We start from the raw sequence: 15477 nt of genomic DNA, 5'->3' as shown, positions 1-15477 counted from the left end.
CATCAGGCTCTGACCTTCGCGAGAAACCCAGCCAGGTTCGTCATGGTGCGCTCGACCTGCATGTCCAAGGTCAGCGACTCCTGCAGCCGCGCACCGGGACCGGCGTCCTTCTTGCCACGCATGTACAGCGAACACGCCAGGTCGGAGCACATGTACGCGCCAGCCGAGTTGCCGTTCTGGCCGCTCTTGCCCGCCTTACGCGCGGTCATCAGCGCCACGCCGTCGTGCGTGGTCAGGCACAGCGAGCACATCGTGCGACGGGTCTGACCGCCGGTCTGCGCCGCACGCCGCAGCGCGATCCCGACGAGGCCATCGCCGTCCGGGGCGACGAGGTAGGCGCGTTCCGGGGACGCGGGATCCTGCCAACCGAAGAAGTCCAGGTCGTCCCACGGCTTGCCGGCCAGGTCACGGGGCACGGTCATCCGCTTGGTCTCGCCCTTGGTGCAGTTGACGAACGACGCGCGGATCTCGCTCTCGGTGACGGGTCTCATGACTGCGACGGTAGATTTCCTAGAGGCATTAGGCAAATAATTAAGGCCTCTAGGAAGGGTGATGAATGGCACGAGCGGGACTGACCGCGCAGCGTCTGGTCGACGCGGCCGCGGAGATGGCCGACGAGGTCGGCTTCGACAACGTGACCATCTCCGCGCTCGCGCGGCGGTTCGGCGTAAAGGACGCCAGCCTCTACTCGCACGTGAAGAACGCCCAGGACCTGCGGGAACGCGTCGCGATGCACGCGCTGGCCGAGATGGCCGACCGGGTCGGCGAGGCGCTGGCCGGCCGGGCGGGCAAGGACGCGCTGGTGGCGTTCGCCAACGCCTACCGCACCTACGCCAAGACGCATCCCGGCCGGTACGCCGCCGCGCAGATGCAGTTGCGCCCTGAGGCACTGCACGCCAGCGCGGCCCGCAAACACTCCGACATGACCCGCGCGATCCTGCGTGGCTACGGACTGGACGAGCCCGACCAGACCGACGCGATCCGCATGCTGCACAGCACATTCCACGGGTATGTCAGCCTGGAAACCGCGGGCGCGTTCCACCACACCCCCAGGGAAGTGGACGCGTCCTGGTCACGCACCCTCGACGCGCTGGACGCGGTGCTCAAGGCCTGGCCGTGACCCGTTTCGTGCCGTAGACGCCCGGATGGTCCTCACACTCGGCGAGGAAGTCGTACGGGTAGCCCCTTTTGAAGTCGGTACCCGCTTCCAGCCTGCGCATCAACTCGTCGGACAGATCCACGTTCGTTGCCCCCAGGTTGTCCTTGACCTGGGCGACGCTGGTGGCGCCGATGATCGGATGCACGAGCGGCGACTTGTGCCACAGCCACGCCAGTGCGACCTGCGCCGGTGAAGCACCCAGCTCGTCGGCGACTTCCTGAACGGCTTGCGCGACGGTGTGCTCGCGGAGTGTGGCGGTGCTGGTGTCGATCCGCGCGTCCGACCCGGCAGCGCCGGACCCGGTGAGCTTGCCCGCCAACACGCCACGCGCCAGCGGCGCCCAGGCCGCGACCGTGATGCCCAGCGCCTCGGCCATCGGCAGCAGTTCGCGCTCGATGTCGCGCTGCAGAAGGTTGTACTGCACCTGCAGACCCGTGAACGCCGTCCAGCCACGCCACTCGGCGAGGGTGTTGGCGCGGCTGACCAGCCACGCGGGCGCGTTGGAGATGCCGACGTAGCGGATCTTGCCCGCCCGCACGGCGTCGTCCAGCGCGCGCAAGGTCTCCTCGATCGGCGTGTGCCGGTCCCAGCTGTGCACCCAGTACAGGTCGATGTAGTCGGTGCGCAGCCGCCGCAGGCTCTGCTCAAGGGTGAGGATCATGTTCTTGCGGTGGTTGCCCGCCGCGTTCGGGTCGTCCTGGTCACGCGAGAGCGTGTACTTCGTCGCCAGTACGAAGCTGTCACGGCGCTTTCCCAGCAGCTCGCCGAGGATCGCCTCGCTCTCGCCGTACGCCGAGGCCGTGTCGATGACGTTGCCGCCCCCGTCGGCGTACGCGTCGAGCATCGCGCGGAACTCCGGCTCCCCGGCGCCGCGCTCGTAGAAGGTCATGGCGCCAAAGAACACCTCGGACACCCGCAGCCCGGTCCGGCCCAATAGTCGGTAACGCATGCGCCCAGCGTGCCGGTCTGACGGTCAGGCAGGGAGGCCGTGACAAGGGTGGTCCCCAGGGGGCTAGGCAATACACTGCAGGTCATGAACGAACTGGGGGCGTTCTTGCGGGCACGGCGCGAGTCGATCGCACCGTCGGACGCGGGCCTGCCGCAAGGACCGCGCCGCCGCACACCCGGATTGCGGCGCGCGGAGCTGGCGACACTGGCGGGCATCAGCGTCGAGTACCTCACGCGCCTGGAACAGGGACGCGACCGTAACCCGTCGACCGAGATCCTCGGGGCACTGGCCGACGCGCTGAGCCTGACCGTGGACGAACGCGTGTACCTGCACCGCCTGCTCAAGGCCACGACCGGCGGCGTATGCCAAGGCACCGCAGCCCCGGCGCGCTCGGTACGCCCGACGGTGACCGCGGTGCTGGCACGGCTGGAACCGACCCCGGCGCTGGTGACCAACCAGGTCGGCGACGTGCTCGCGTACACCTCGACCTACGGGCGGCTGATGGATCCGGTGCCGGAGAACCTCGCGTGGTTCGTGTTCACCGACCCGCGCGCTCGCGAGGTGTTTCCCGACTGGGACCAGGTGGCCGACGAGTGGGCGGCGGAGTTGCGGGCCGCCGCGTCGCTGGGCGACAGCTACGCGGCGTTCATGGCCGAGGAGTTGCGGGTGGCGGGCGGCGCGGAGTTTCACCGCCGCTACGAGTCGTCCGCGAAGCTGGCCAGCCGCACCGGAGTCGAGCGGTGGCGGCATCCGCGAGCAGGTGACGTGCGGCTGGCGTTCGAGACGTTGATGCTGCCGGACGCCGACGAGCAGCGGCTGGTCGTCTACCTGCCCGCGGACGAGTCGTCGTCAGCCGCCCTCGACCTGCTTGCCGTGCGCGACAACGTTCTCCAGTAGCACCCGTTCGCGCTCGCGGGCATCGTGCAGTTGCCGGGTCAGCTCGCGGATGGTCACCTCATGCCCGGCAAGCTGCTGGGCGGCGGTGTTGTACCGCGCCAGCGCCTGCGCCGATTCGTTCGCCGAGCTGGCTTGAGCGTTGCGCGCGGCCTCGGTCTCCTTACGCGCTTGAGCCAGGTCTTCCAGTGCGCGTTGCGCGCTCAGCTCGGCCAGCCGCGCGGCCTCGCCAGCCAGGCGCGCCCGTTCCTCGGCGCTGGCGATCTTGGTTTCGGCGAGGGTCTTGGCGGCCTCCGCCCGGTCGGCGGCCGAGAACGCTTGGGCCAGCGCCTGCTGGGTCTCCTGGTGCCGCTCGGTCAGCTCCCGCAGTTCACGCCGCGTCGCCTCAAGCCGGGTGACCGCGTCGAGCTGGGCTTGTTCGGCCGCGGCGGCACGGGTCTCGGCCTGGCCGCGGGCACGTTCGTGCTCGGCGGTCTGCGCCCACGCGGCTTTCTTGACCTGCTCGGCCTCGTGAATGGCCTGCTCGGCGGCCTCTTCGGCGGCTTTACGGCGTTGCTGGTCCTTCGCCGCCGCCGACAGCGCCTCCGCACGAACCCGCACAGCATCGTCCAGTTCTCGGCGCGCCTGCTCGACCTTCAGCAGCGCCTCGGCGGTCTCGGCCCTGTCCTTCGCCGAACGCGCCACGGCACCGGCGTCGATCTCGTCCCAGCGGCGCCGGATCTCCGCCAGTTCCCGCAGCGCCGCGTCCATCGCATCGCGGGTCTGCCCACCCAGTTCCCGCAGCACATGCAGCGGCTCGTCGACGCCGACTGACTCCAGCGCCCGCCGCCGTCGTGAGGCTTCGTCCGCGTGGGCCTTTCCGCAGTAGCGGGTCGGCTTGCCGCCTTTCAGACGTCCCCGCTCGTCGCGCGCCGGTGGGGGCAAGGGGTTGTCGCATCCGTCCAGTGCGCATGTCGCGGTTTCGGCCGCCTCATCTTCCACTTGACCAGCATATCTCATTAGCTTACGCATACGCTTTAGTGGTATCGCGTATCAAATACGCTTAACTAGGCAGAACGGATAGTTCAGTGATAATGACTGTTATCACGGTGTGTCCGCCTGGAACTCCGAGGTAGCGCGCGAGGGTGGTTCTGTGGCGGCTCTGTGGGCCTGGAAGAACCAGGAGGTCGTCACCGTGACGAAATTCGCCGGTATCTCCGGGGCCGGACGTGAGGGCTTGGGAAGGCGATCCGGGTCGTTCTAGTGGCTCAGCGGACGACGCAACGATGCGTCCAATTCCCGCACCAACTCTCCGACACGGCCACGCCCACCCGGGGCAAGCGGGTACCGCACCAGGACACTGATCACGACAGGACCGGCCAGAGCGCGCGACTTCTCGATGTAGGCGGCGCCCACCTCATGGTCGTCGCCGGCGTCGAGCTCGAATGCCCGGGCGGCGTGGGCGGCTGGGCCGAGGATGTGCAGGACCTGGGTCGCTTTCGCCAAGGGGTGCAGGAACGCCGCACTGGCTGCGGCGACGGCCGCGCGTGCGACGTCGCTGGCCGCCGCCTGTCCGGCATCGCGGGCTTCTTGATATGCCCGGTGCGCCGCCCATGCGTGGTCGCGGATCACTTTGGTGCGCTTGGCTCCGTCCGCGAATGCCTGGGCGGCGTCGATCGCGGCTCGTGGGCGTGGATCGTGCGGGCGGGCCCGTTCGAAGATCGCCAGGGCGGGCTGCGCGCAGGCCACAGCGTAGCCCGCGATTTCGCGCAGTTCAGCCATGCTGAGCTCGATCGTGAGGGGGTCATCGGCCACGGCTTCGACCGTATCGTTGAACCGCCGGTTGAAACTTTTCCGGCGACAACGACCGACGGTGTGCGGCCCCAGGTTCGGGGCCGCACACCGTGCGCTCAGTTCACTGCGGCGCCGAACCACCTGGGCAGGTGGGCGACCAGATCCTGCTGATCGTCACCGGCCCACGCCACGTGGCCGTCCGGCCGCAGCAGCACACCGGGCACGTCCAGCTCCTCGCTGACATCCACGACGTGATCGATCCGGTCCGCCCAGCCCTCGACCGACAGCCGGCCGGTTTGGTCCAGCAGCAACCCGCGGCCGCGGTGCATCAGCTCGTAGAGACGTCCTCGCTTGAGACCCACATCCCGCAGCCGGCGGCCGAGCAGCTCGTGCCCTTCGCCGAAGTCGTAACGGATCCCGATCGCGATGATCTTCTCGGTCAGATACCTGCTGACCACCTCGAAATCCATCAGTTCGGCCAGCAGCCGCCGTACCGACTGCGGACCCGGTTCGGTGGACAACAGCTCCATCTGCGCGCGCGTGTTGTCCAGCACGTCGGCGGCCACCGGGTGCCGTTCGGTGTGGTAGGTCTCCAGCAGGCCCTCCGGCGCCCAGCCCGCGATCGTCGCGGCCAGTTTCCAGCCGAGGTTGACCGAGTCCTGGACGCCGAGGTTGAGGCCCTGGCCACCGACCGGCGGGTGGATGTGTGCCGCGTCGCCGGCCAGCAGCACCCGGCCGACCTGGTAACGCTCGGCCAGCCGGGTGGCGTCGCCGAAACGCGACAGCCAGCGCGGTGAGTGCACGCCGAAGTCCGTACCGGCGATCACCCGCAGCTGCTCCTGGAACTCCTCGAACGTCGGCGGGACCGAACGATCTTCGGCCACCGCGGCGGCGGGCACGCCAACGCGGTACACGCCGTCCTTGAGCGGCATCGCGCCGAACCGCTTCTGTGTCTTGCGGATTTCCTCCATCGCGCTCATCAGCTCTTCCGGCGCGCCCACGATCATCTCGCCCAGCAACGTGTCGACCCTCGAGGGCTCACCGGGGAACGCGACGCCGAGCAGCTTGCGCACGGTGCTGCGGCCGCCGTCGCAGCCGACGAGGTAGCGCGAGCGCAACTGCGTGCCGTCGGCCAGCTCGACGGTCACCCCGTCGTCGTCCTGGCTGAGCCCGACGAGCTCACACCCGCGGCGGACCTCGGCACCGAGCTCGGCCGCCCGCTCGGCCAGCAGGCGATCGATGGTGGGTTGCGGGATGCCCAGGACGTACCCGTGTGCGGTGTCCAGTTCGGGTGCGGGTTTGGGGATACCGGCGAAGAATCCGCCGACCGGGTGCTGCGTGCCGAGTGCGAGGAACCGGTCCAGCAGGCCGCGCTGGTCCATGATCTCAATGCTGCGCGCGTGCAGGCCAAGCGCGCGGACAACCTTGGTCGGTTCGGTTTCCTTGTCCAGCACGAGCACGCGCACGTCGTGCAGGCGCAGTTCACTGGCGAGCATCAAGCCGGTCGGTCCACAACCGGCCACGATCACGTCAAACATCGACCGCCCATTCATTTCCGCTGGTCTTGGCTTCGGCTGGGAGATTCTGCGGCACAACCCGGGGCTTGCCGCAAGACCCCCGGTGCGCTATATGTTGAAGTGGGAGGGGAACAGTTTTCGTGCGGACTAGGGTTTCCGCCGTGACCGAACCATCCGTGCTGAACGACACGAAGACTGCCTACGACTCCGTCGCGACTCTCTACGCCGAGCTTTTCGGTGACGTGCTCAAGATCAAACCGATGGAACGCGCGCTGCTGGCCGTGTTCGCCGAACTCGTGCAGGCCCACGGTGCCGGACCGGTCGCGGACATCGGGTGCGGCCCTGGCCACGTGACGGCGCACATGCACGCACTCGGGTCGGTCACCTTCGGCATCGACCTGTCCTCCGAGATGATCTCCCTCGCCCGCCACGCTCATCCAGGCCTGCGGTTCGACGAGGGCTCGATGACCGCTCTGGACATCGCCGACGGCGTTCTCGGTGGCATTCTCGCGCTGTACTCCGTCATCCACACACCACCGGCGCAAGTGCCGGCCGTGTTCACCGAGTTCGAGCGGGTGCTGGCGCCGGGCGGGCATCTGCTGCTCGGGTTCTTCGCCGGCGACGATGCGCTGCCGCAGGAGTTCGACCACAAGGTCACGCTCGCCTACCGATGGTCACCCGACAGTCTCGCGAACCTGTTGCGCCAGGCCGGTTTCGTCGAAGTCGCGCGGTTGCTGCGCGAGCCTCAGGAGGGCGAGCGGTTCCAACAGGCACACCTGCTGGTCCGCAAACACCAGGAACCCTGACCGCTCAACGGTTTTGTTGTGTGTCCTCCGCTGCGGCGAGCGAGATCACCGCGCTGAGCGCGGCGGCAGCATCCAGCAGTGCCTTCGAGCGCGTCGTGATGCTGTCGTGTCTGGCCGCCAACGCGGCGGCGACATCTTCGAGCCGACGGCCGTGCCGCAGATCCGGCATGAGGCCGCGCAACGGCGTGATGCGATATCCGGCTTCGCGCAGCTGGTGCACGATCCGGGCGTCGCGTACCTGGGCCGGCGTGTAGCGACGTGTTCCCCGCGCGGGATCCCGGTCCGGGACGACAAGTTCTTCCGCGTCCCAGTGCCGCAAGGTCGACGGACGTACGCCAAGAGCCGCGGCGAGTTCGGAAACGCTCATCGAGTCCGACGCCCGCACGTCCTGGATCGGCTCGGTGGAGATCGCCTCGGCGGCCTGTTCGGCCAGCCGCAGCTCGGTGCGCTCGGTGTCCAGCCGGGCGTGCACCGCGTCCAGCAGGGCAAGCACGTGCGCGACCGGGGATCGGTGCACGGCCCGGACGATCTTCTTGGCCTCGATCGGGCCCGCACCTGCCGCGAGAGCCCGGTAGGCCAGCGCGGACTGGACGTGGATCTCGCCGTAGATCCGGTATCCGGTGTCGGTGCGGGTCGCCGGCGGCAGCACGCCGTCACGTTCGAGATTGCGCACCTGCTGAACCGAATACCCGGCCCGCCCCGCGACATCGGCCGTACGATGCGATTTGAGACTTTGCACCCCGAATCCCCTTGGTATCGGCCTGGAAGTCTCCACAAACACTTTAAGCTGATGCTAGAGCACATGACGATGGACGAGATCATTGGCTTCGTGGCGGGACTCGACGGTGTGCTGACGCTCAAGCCGGGGCCTGGCGACGGCTCGCCGGAGCTGAGCTGGGGCGACACGTTCTTCTACTACGCGCCAGACGGCGTCACCCCGACGAAGACACAGCCGTTCGCGACGGTGGTGACCAAGAACTATCCCGGCGACGAGTCGTCACGCCTTGATCGGCCGGACACCTTCCGGGTGAACATGTTCGCCGGTAAGGACGCGTTCGTTCAATGGACCGGTCACGCACCACGCGACGCAGCCAGCATCGAGGGCGACGCCAGCGCCGCGGACACCGTGATCGCGCATCCGGTGTACGGCACCGTCGGCTGGCTGGCCGTGGTGAACCCGGGCCCGCGCACCGAAGCGGCCGTCCGGGAGTTGCTGACGTCGGCCTATGAGATCGCACGCTCGCGTTACGAGCGACGCGCGGAATCCCAGGCCCGCTGACACAAAGCAGCCGCTGGGCGGCCCTGGCGTAGTGCCCTGAGGGGAAGTGGGCGAGGAGCGATCGGCCGCCTTCGTTGACCGGGCGATCACTGACAGCGTCACGCTACCGTGGCTCATGATCACCGTGCTCGTGGTCGGCGCCGGACCGACCGGTCTCACGCTCGCCTGCGACCTCGCGCGCCGTGGCCTGTCGGTCCGGATCATCGACCGGGCCTCACGGTTCCCGGACAGTTCACGCGGCAAGGGCCTGCAGCCGCGCAGTATCGAGGTCTTCGACGACCTCGGGGTGGCCGAGCAGATCCTCCAGGCCGGTACCCAGAACGTGGTGTTCCGGCACTACGAGCGGGATCGCGTGCTCCGCGATGTCGCCCTCTACGGCCACCTGAAGCCGGCGCCCGACGTGCCGTATCTCGGCACGCTGCTGATTCCGCAGTGGGCGATCGAGCGGGTGTTGCGTGCCCGGCTGGCGGAGTTCGGTGTGCGGGTGGAGCTGGGCAGTGAGCTGACCGAGTTCAGCCAGGACGACACCGCGGTGAGTGCGACCATCGTGTCCGACCGTGGCACTGAGCGGGTCGAGGTGGACTACCTGGTTGGTTGCGATGGCGGCAAGAGCGGGATCCGCAAAAGCCTCGGTGTGCGTTTCGAAGGTGACACGAACGCGACGCAGGTGATGTTGTGCGGCGACGTGGAGGTGGACGGGTTGTCGGCCGACGCGTGGCACCAATGGTTGGGTGACGGTCATATCGTGCTGATCTGTCCGTTGCCGGGCACCAAGGCGTGGCAGTTCCAGGCGTCCCCGGTCGACGACTCGCCGCCGTCGCTGGAGACCTTCCAGCGGATCGTGGACGAGCGCACCGGCCTGCCGATCCGGTTGTCCAACCCGACCTGGCTGTCGATCTACCGGATCAACATCCGGGTGGCAGACCGGCTGCGGGTCGGGCGGGTGTTCCTCGCCGGCGACTCCGCGCACGTGCATCCGATCGCGGGCGGGCTGGGCATGAACACCGGTATCCAGGACGCCTACAACCTCGGCTGGAAACTGGCGTCCGCGTCCGACAGCCTGCTGGATACCTATCAGGAGGAGCGGCTGCCGATCGCCGAGTGGACCCTGCGTACGAGTTCGCGGTCGAGCGCGGCGGTCCTTGCCGGCTCACGGGAGCGCAGCGCCGGTGTGGACGCCGGGATGACCGATGACGTGCGGCAGTTGGGCCTGCACTACCGCTGGAGCTCACTGTCGCGGGACTTGGTCGACCGCGCCGACCGGCTGCAGGCAGGCGATCGCGCACCGGATGCGCGGTTGACGACGCCCGACGGTGGCCAGGTCCGGCTGTTCGACGTTTTTCGCGGACCTGGGTTCACGTTGCTGGGGTTCGGTGCGGGATGCGCGGAGGCCCTCGCGCGGCTCACCGACCGCATCCATACCCACCTCGTGACGCAGGACGCGGATGCGTTCCAGACCTACGGAATCGACACCGACACCCTCGTTCTGGTCCGCCCGGACGGTTACGTCGCCTTGACAGCTGACGGCGACGACTCCGACGCCGTGCTCGCCTACATCAAAGCCATCATGTGACGGCCAGGGTACGGAGGAACTCGGTCAGTGCGGCCAGGGTCGGCTCGGGATCCTCGAAGATGGCCGCGTGCCCGCCGGGCACCTCGACCAGGCGCGCCTTGCGGATCCCGGCGGCGATCTCCGCGGAGTGTTCGGGAGCGGCGAACCGGTCGTCGGTGGCCACCACGACCAGGGTGTCCGCGTTGACGGCGGCGAGATCGTCGCGGACGTCGATGCCCAGGGTGAAGGCGATCTGTTCGGCCGTGCCCGGTGCCAGCTGCTTGCCGAACTGTTTGACGATCTGGTCCACCGCGGCGGGCGGGAGAACGGCCAGGTATTGCTCGGCGAAACACAGACTGGTCAGCAGCCTGCTGGTGGTGACGACGTCGCCGTGCGCGGTCAAGGACGCCCAGAGCTCCAGGTTGAGCCGAAGGGTCACGCGGGGGTGGGCGAAGCCGACGACCGTGGCAAGGCCGCGCACCCGTACGGGCCAGCGTGCGGCTGTTTTGATGGCGATCGCGGCACCCACGTTGACCCCGCAGACGACGAATTCACTCAGCCCGGCTGCGTGCGCGGTGGCCACGATCTGATCGGCGATGGTCTCGATGGCCATCGGCCCGTTCGGCAACGGGCTGTCGCCCGACCCTGGCAGATCGGGAAGCACAACGGTGTATTTGACCGCGAGCTGCTCCACCACGGGCGACCAGGTGGTGGTGCCGCGGCTGCCGATGCCGTGCAGCAGCACCAGCCCCGGGCCGTACCCGTGGACTTCGTAGGAGAGCGCGTCGATCATGCGGTCAACGTATCCGGCTTTCCCACGCGGCCCGTGTGACACGCATGATCGCGGCAGAACGTCGCCGAAACCGTTTGGGTGCATCAGAATCGGGGAGTGGCAGAGCAGAGTGCGGACATCAACGGGGTGCGGATCTGTTACGAGACCATCGGCGACCCGGGCGGCCGGCCGTTGCTGCTCATCATGGGTCTCGGCGGGCCGATGATCTGGTGGGACGACGACCTGTGCGGGTTGCTGGCCGACCGCGGCTTCCACGTGATCCGCTTCGACAACCGCGACTGCGGCCGGTCACAGGCGATGAGTGGCCGTGTGTCGCTGATCGGGTCGTTTCTGCGGCAGCCCCCGCCGTATTCGCTCGATGACATGGCCGATGACGCCGCTGGGCTGCTCGATCACCTGGGCATCGAGTCCGCGCACGTCACCGGCGTGTCCTTGGGCGGGATGATCTCGCAGACGCTGGCGATCCGGCATCCGGCGAGGGTCCGGTCGCTGGTGTCGGTGATGTCCACGACCGGCGACAAGCGCGTCGGCTGGCCCAATCCGCGGGTGCTGCCGTCGTTGCTGGGCAAGCCACCGAAGGGACGCGACGGCTACGTCGAGGCGGTGCTCTCGACGTTCAAGCTGATCGGCTCGCCGGGGTTCACCTTCGACGAGGACCGGATGCGCACGCGGGCAGCACGGACGTTCGACCGTGGCGTCAACCGTGCCGGGACGATGCGCCAACTGGTCGCGATCACCTCGGCGGCCAACCGGACGTCCCAGTTGCGGCGGCTGCGGATCCCGGCGCTGGTGATCCACGGGAAGGCCGACCCGTTGGTGCACGTCTCGGGCGGAAAGGCGACCGCGCGGGCGATTCCCGGCGCGGAGCTGATCCTGGTGCCGGGCATGGGCCACGACTTGCCGCGCGCGGTGTGGCCGACGCTGGTCGACGGCATCGACCGCACCGCGCGGCGGGCTAACAGTCACACGTGATGGCGTGCAGCGGAGCGGTGAGCGGATCGGCGGGCTGCCGGGTTGTGCCGTCGGCGGTCTGCACGGGGAAGCCCTCGCGGATCCAGTACTCGATGCCGCCGAGCATTTCCTTGACCGCGTAGCCGAGTTTGGCGAACTCGAGCGCGGCCCGGGTGGCGCCGTTGCAGCCCGGTCCCCAGCAGTAGGTGACCACCGGCGTGGCGGGATCGATGGTCGACGGGGCGTGCCGCGGGATGTCGGCGGTGGGCATGTGCAGTGCGCCGGGGATGTGGCCTTGGTGCCAGCCCGCGTCGCCGCGTGAGTCGATGAGCACGAACCCGGGTGTGGTTTCCAGTGCCGGCGTGCACGTCGGAGACGTCGGTCTGGAACTGCAGGCGGGCGGCGAAGAATCCGAGGGCGTCCATGCCTGGAAACGGTATTGACCTGCGGGTTTGCCGTGAAGTGGTGATCCACGGCGTTACGGCTGAGCGGCCGGGTTTTCCACGGCGTTTAAGCTACGCAGCCGTGGAAACCTTGGACGCCACGGATTGGCGCATCCTGGAGGAACTCCAGCGGGACGGCCGGGCCAGCTATGCCGAACTGGCCAGGGCGGTGTCGATGTCGGCATCCGCGGTGACCGAGCGAGTCCGCAGGCTCGAGCAGGCCGGGATCATCCGCGGCTACACCGCGGTGGTGGACGCGGACCGGCTGGGGTTCACGATCCTCGCACTGGTGCGGCTGCGTTATCCGACGGGCAACTACAAGCCGTTCCACGAACTGCTGGCCGGCACGCCGGAGATCGTCGAGGCGCATCACGTGACCGGCGACGACTGCTTCGTGCTCAAGGTGATCGCGCGTTCGATGCGCCACCTCGAGCAGACCACCGGCCGGATCAGCGGCCTGGGCCCGGTCACCACGAGCGTGGTGTACTCCAGCCCGCTGCCGCGCAGGGACCTGACGGCTGACCTCAGCGATCGCCAGGCCGCGGGATCCGGCTGACGGCCTTGGCGCCATTGCCGGTCCGTACTCAACGCGAACCGGCTGGTCACCGGCACCGTTCGGTATATCCGCCGCCGCGTTCGACAGACCGAGCTGCGGGTTCTTATGTCGCGGGCCGGTTCGGGTGCCGTGGGGTGGGCGGGTCGGGCGCGAGCGTGCCGTCGGGGGCGATGTGCTCGAAGATCTGCTCGACCAGGGTGAGCACGTGCGGGTCTTCCACGGCGTAGATCTGCCGTCGGCCGTCGCGGCGGGCGGCGACCAGGCCGGCGAGGCGGAGCTTGGCCAAGTGCTGACTGACCGCGGCGACCGTCGTGCCGATGCGCTCCGCCAGGGTGCCGACGTCGTACTCGTGACGGGCCAGCAGCCAGACGACGTGCAGCCGGGTCGGGGCGGAGAGCAGGGCGAATGTGGCCGCCGCCGATTGCAGTTGCGGGCGGGTCGGCTCGTCGGTCGGTGTCGGTTCGCTCATGGCGCGTTGGATTCTTCCCGAACGAGGCCCGCGCCACAGTCTGACGCTTGCGCAATTGATTGACAATTAGCTTCGCTTACGGCAGGGTTGGTGCCGAACGAAGGGGAGTAGCCCCCAACGTCGCGGTCGACACACTGGTTCTCGCGCGAGCGTGAGCCCGGCCCGGCGGCCTTCTCGTGCAGGAAGGCGGGCGAGACCTTCGACCCACAACGGACGCATGACTTGATGCGCGCCGTGGGTCGAGGTCGCCGGTGCGCTCCCGGGGAGTTCGGCCCGCGGTGCGGGAGGATCCCCAGTGATTCATTTCGCCTTGCTGATCGGCTGCGCGGTCGCGATCTACTTGTCCTGCGAGTGGTTCGTCAACGCCGTGGAGTGGCTCGGCCGTCGCCTGAAAGTCGGCACGGTCGCGGTCGGCACTGTGCTCGCGGCGATCGGTACCGCGTTGCCGGAAAGTGTCGTGACGTTCGTGGCGGTGGCCTTCGGTGACACGCCCGAGCAGCGTGATCTCGGTGTCGGCGCGGCGATGGGCGGGCCGTTGGCGCTGGCCACGGTGGCCTACGGCGTGATCGGGTGGAGTCTGCTGGCCAGCAGGCGCCGTGGCGCGCCGCAGGACTGGGGCGACGTCGACAAGCTCGCCAAGGACCAGACGTGGTTCATCGCCGTGTTCGTGGTCAAGGTCGGGCTGGGGCTGGTGGCGTTCGCGATCAAACCGTGGCTGGGGTTCCTGTTCTTCGCCGTGTACGCCGCTTACTGCGTGCGCGAGATGCGCCAGCAGGACACCGACAGCACGCCGGAGGATCTGGAGCCGTTGAAGCTGCAGCGCCGCCGGGCCGAGCCGGCGACCTGGGCGGTGGTGGCGCAGACGCTGGGCGCGCTGGCGGTGATCTTCACGGCGTCGCGGTTGTTCGTGCTGCAACTGGACGCGGTCGGGCCGATGCTCGGGTTGCCCGCGACGTTGACGGCGTTGCTGCTGGCGCCGATCGCGACCGAGCTGCCGGAGATCATGAACGCGGTGATCTGGGTGCGGCAGGGCAAGACCAAGCTGGCGCTGGCGAACGTGTCCGGGTCGATGATGATCCAGGCGACCGTGCCGAGCGGGTTCGGTCTGCTGTTCACGCCGTGGCGGCTGGATTCCCCGCTGCTGATCGCCGGCGGGGTGACCATGCTCGCGGTGGTGTACCTGCTGATCACGTTGCGGTCCGGGCGGTTGAGCGTGCGCAGGCTGTCGATCGTCGGCGCGTTCTACGGGCTGTTCGCGGTCGCGTTGGTGCCGGTGTTCAGCAGCTGAGCCAGCAGATCCGCGTTGTCGCCCAGCAGGTCCCGCCGGGTGAACAGGTCCTCGGCGTGGTCGTCGATCAGGATGTGCGGGGTGTCGAGCATGCCGCCGGTGCCCCGCACGTCGATCGCGGTGGTGGACGGCAGCAGTGCCAGCAGGCGGTCGATCTCGGCCTGCAGCGCGGCGGGTTCGCGCACGTGGAAGGTGTAGATCCGCACGTGCCCGACGCGCCCGACGACACGGGCGCGCAGCACGCCGGGCATGTGCGTGGGGATATCGCCGTCGGCCACGGCGACGGGTTTGTCCAGCCGGACGGCGGTGTGGCCGCCTTCCGCGGCGACCACGTCCGGGCGGAACAGCAGTTTGCGGGCACGTAGCCGGGCGTCCGCGTCGAGGTCGATGTCCTGGCGTGCGGTGGCCGGTGCGGGGATTTCGCCGACGCGCCACGGTACGCGCAGCGAATGCGGGCTGCCGTCGGGACTGAGGTAGGTCATGGCGACGGTGTCGTCACCGGGCGGCAGCCAGGTCATCAGCGGACGCAGGGTCAGTGAGTCCAGTCCTCGGGCGAGGTTGGCGGTGGGTGTCGGGCCGCAGGCCTGGGCGCCGATGAGCGCGACGGCCCAGCCGATGGGAGTGCCGTTCCAGTGCGTGACTTGCGCGCCTGGCTGCACGGCGGCGTACCCGGCGACGACTTTGGTGATCAGGTACTCGCTGGCGCCGGTGCGTTCCAGGCGGAACGGCAGATAGGCGAACCGGCTCGCGTACGGTTCCGGCAGCAGGTAGGTCTGGCCTTGTGAGCGGTGCACGGCGGCCAGCTCGCGGTGGAAGGCGCGTTCGTCGGTCATGTGCACGCAGGAACGCAAGGTGCGCAACCGGTGCACGGCGTCGGTGTGTCCGAACTGGACCAGCGCCCGTTCGACGATCGCGACCCGCTGCGGCACGGTCAGCGGGGTGATGGCCGCGGTGAACTCGGCCAGACTCATCGCCTCGGGCATACGCGCTCCCTTCCGTCTCAGCTGAGCAGAGCGGCGAGAGCGTGTCCTGATACGTGGCTTTGGTG

18 protein-coding genes are annotated in these 15477 nt (G+C 68.7%); 8 read left to right on the top strand and 10 right to left on the bottom strand.

Annotated features, from left to right (window positions below; translation table 11 throughout):
- Positions 1-2: 2 nt before the first annotated feature.
- A complete protein-coding gene (locus B9C43_RS07920; RefSeq protein ID WP_084425272.1) occupies positions 3-491 on the bottom strand; it encodes an FBP domain-containing protein in 489 nt (162 codons plus the stop codon).
- Between the two features lie 65 nt (positions 492-556).
- Between B9C43_RS07920 and B9C43_RS07915 the strand changes: the two genes are divergently transcribed.
- Positions 557-1120 (top strand): TetR/AcrR family transcriptional regulator, encoded by a 564-nt coding sequence (locus B9C43_RS07915; RefSeq protein ID WP_033386510.1) that lies wholly within the window; start codon positions 557-559, stop codon positions 1118-1120.
- Here B9C43_RS07915 and B9C43_RS07910 read toward each other — a convergent pair.
- Positions 1104-2108, bottom strand: a complete 1005-nt coding sequence (locus tag B9C43_RS07910) for an aldo/keto reductase (RefSeq protein ID WP_084425271.1) — start codon at positions 2106-2108, stop codon at positions 1104-1106. The genes B9C43_RS07915 and B9C43_RS07910 overlap by 17 nt on opposite strands.
- 84 nt (positions 2109-2192) lie before the next feature.
- On the opposite strand from B9C43_RS07910, the gene B9C43_RS07905 reads away from it, so the two are divergent.
- Positions 2193-3005 carry a helix-turn-helix domain-containing protein gene (locus tag B9C43_RS07905; protein ID WP_084425270.1) on the top strand — a complete coding sequence of 271 codons (813 nt, stop codon included), beginning with the start codon at positions 2193-2195 and terminating at the stop codon, positions 3003-3005.
- On the opposite strand, the gene B9C43_RS07900 is transcribed toward B9C43_RS07905, so the two are convergent.
- The 3 genes from B9C43_RS07900 to rox all read right to left on the bottom strand — a co-directional run bounded on the left by B9C43_RS07900 (position 2958) and on the right by rox (position 6313).
- On the bottom strand, positions 2958-3983 hold the full coding sequence (locus B9C43_RS07900) for a coiled-coil domain-containing protein (protein WP_084425269.1): 1026 nt from the start codon (positions 3981-3983) through the stop codon (positions 2958-2960). The two genes, B9C43_RS07905 and B9C43_RS07900, sit on opposite strands and share 48 nt — an antisense overlap.
- A 258-nt stretch (positions 3984-4241) precedes the next feature.
- The gene (locus B9C43_RS07895) at positions 4242-4763 is read right to left on the bottom strand and encodes a putative immunity protein (protein WP_084425650.1); all 522 of its coding nucleotides are present in this window, start codon (positions 4761-4763) and stop codon (positions 4242-4244) included.
- 128 nt (positions 4764-4891) lie between these two features.
- On the bottom strand, positions 4892-6313 hold the full coding sequence (gene rox / locus B9C43_RS07890; RefSeq protein WP_084425268.1) for a rifampin monooxygenase: 1422 nt from the start codon (positions 6311-6313) through the stop codon (positions 4892-4894).
- A gap of 140 nt (positions 6314-6453) precedes the next feature.
- Here rox and B9C43_RS07885 point away from each other — a divergent pair, with 140 nt between their 5' ends.
- Positions 6454-7098: a class I SAM-dependent methyltransferase gene (locus B9C43_RS07885; protein WP_084425267.1), complete on the top strand. Its 645-nt coding sequence runs from the start codon at positions 6454-6456 to the stop codon at positions 7096-7098.
- 4 nt (positions 7099-7102) lie between these two features.
- Here B9C43_RS07885 and B9C43_RS07880 read toward each other — a convergent pair whose 3' ends face one another.
- Positions 7103-7837 carry a MerR family transcriptional regulator gene (locus B9C43_RS07880; RefSeq protein WP_084425266.1) on the bottom strand — a complete coding sequence of 245 codons (735 nt, stop codon included), beginning with the start codon at positions 7835-7837 and terminating at the stop codon, positions 7103-7105.
- Between the two features lie 63 nt (positions 7838-7900).
- On the opposite strand from B9C43_RS07880, the gene B9C43_RS07875 reads away from it, so the two are divergent.
- Together B9C43_RS07875 and B9C43_RS07870 are read left to right on the top strand one after the other, a co-directional pair.
- Entirely contained in the window at positions 7901-8377 is a 477-nt protein-coding gene (locus tag B9C43_RS07875) for a DUF6194 family protein (RefSeq protein ID WP_084425265.1), read from the top strand.
- Between the two features lie 46 nt (positions 8378-8423).
- On the top strand, positions 8424-9950 hold the full coding sequence (locus tag B9C43_RS07870) for an FAD-dependent monooxygenase (protein ID WP_235038485.1): 1527 nt from the start codon (positions 8424-8426) through the stop codon (positions 9948-9950).
- Here B9C43_RS07870 and B9C43_RS07865 read toward each other — a convergent pair.
- Entirely contained in the window at positions 9943-10722 is a 780-nt protein-coding gene (locus B9C43_RS07865; RefSeq protein ID WP_084425264.1) for an alpha/beta fold hydrolase, read from the bottom strand. The genes B9C43_RS07870 and B9C43_RS07865 overlap by 8 nt on opposite strands.
- Before the next feature lie 96 nt (positions 10723-10818).
- On the opposite strand from B9C43_RS07865, the gene B9C43_RS07860 reads away from it, so the two are divergent.
- Complete coding sequence (locus tag B9C43_RS07860; protein ID WP_084425263.1) at positions 10819-11694, top strand: alpha/beta fold hydrolase; 876 nt, start codon at positions 10819-10821, stop codon at positions 11692-11694.
- On the opposite strand, the gene B9C43_RS07855 is transcribed toward B9C43_RS07860, so the two are convergent.
- Complete coding sequence (locus B9C43_RS07855; RefSeq protein ID WP_235038484.1) at positions 11678-12007, bottom strand: rhodanese-like domain-containing protein; 330 nt, start codon at positions 12005-12007, stop codon at positions 11678-11680. The two genes, B9C43_RS07860 and B9C43_RS07855, sit on opposite strands and share 17 nt — an antisense overlap.
- 191 nt (positions 12008-12198) lie before the next feature.
- Here B9C43_RS07855 and B9C43_RS07850 point away from each other — a divergent pair, with 191 nt between their 5' ends.
- Positions 12199-12672: an Lrp/AsnC family transcriptional regulator gene (locus B9C43_RS07850; RefSeq protein WP_235038483.1), complete on the top strand. Its 474-nt coding sequence runs from the start codon at positions 12199-12201 to the stop codon at positions 12670-12672.
- Positions 12673-12775: 103 nt separating this feature from the next.
- Here the strand turns inward: B9C43_RS07850 and B9C43_RS07845 are convergent, their stop codons facing one another.
- Complete coding sequence (locus B9C43_RS07845; protein ID WP_084425261.1) at positions 12776-13141, bottom strand: ArsR/SmtB family transcription factor; 366 nt, start codon at positions 13139-13141, stop codon at positions 12776-12778.
- Between the two features lie 295 nt (positions 13142-13436).
- Between B9C43_RS07845 and B9C43_RS07840 the strand changes: the two genes are divergently transcribed.
- On the top strand, positions 13437-14429 hold the full coding sequence (locus B9C43_RS07840) for a sodium:calcium antiporter (protein ID WP_084425260.1): 993 nt from the start codon (positions 13437-13439) through the stop codon (positions 14427-14429).
- Here the strand turns inward: B9C43_RS07840 and B9C43_RS07835 are convergent.
- Positions 14384-15412, bottom strand: coding sequence for a hypothetical protein (locus tag B9C43_RS07835; RefSeq protein ID WP_084425259.1), 1029 nt, complete (start codon positions 15410-15412; stop codon positions 14384-14386). The two genes, B9C43_RS07840 and B9C43_RS07835, sit on opposite strands and share 46 nt — an antisense overlap.
- Between the last annotated feature and the right edge of the window lie 65 nt (positions 15413-15477).

Source organism: Kibdelosporangium aridum (genome assembly GCF_900176515.1).
Classification (GTDB): Bacteria; Actinomycetota; Actinomycetes; order Mycobacteriales; family Pseudonocardiaceae; genus Kibdelosporangium; species Kibdelosporangium aridum.
Note: the sequence above shows the minus strand (reverse complement) of the source record. Positions and strands in the feature narration are given on the sequence as shown.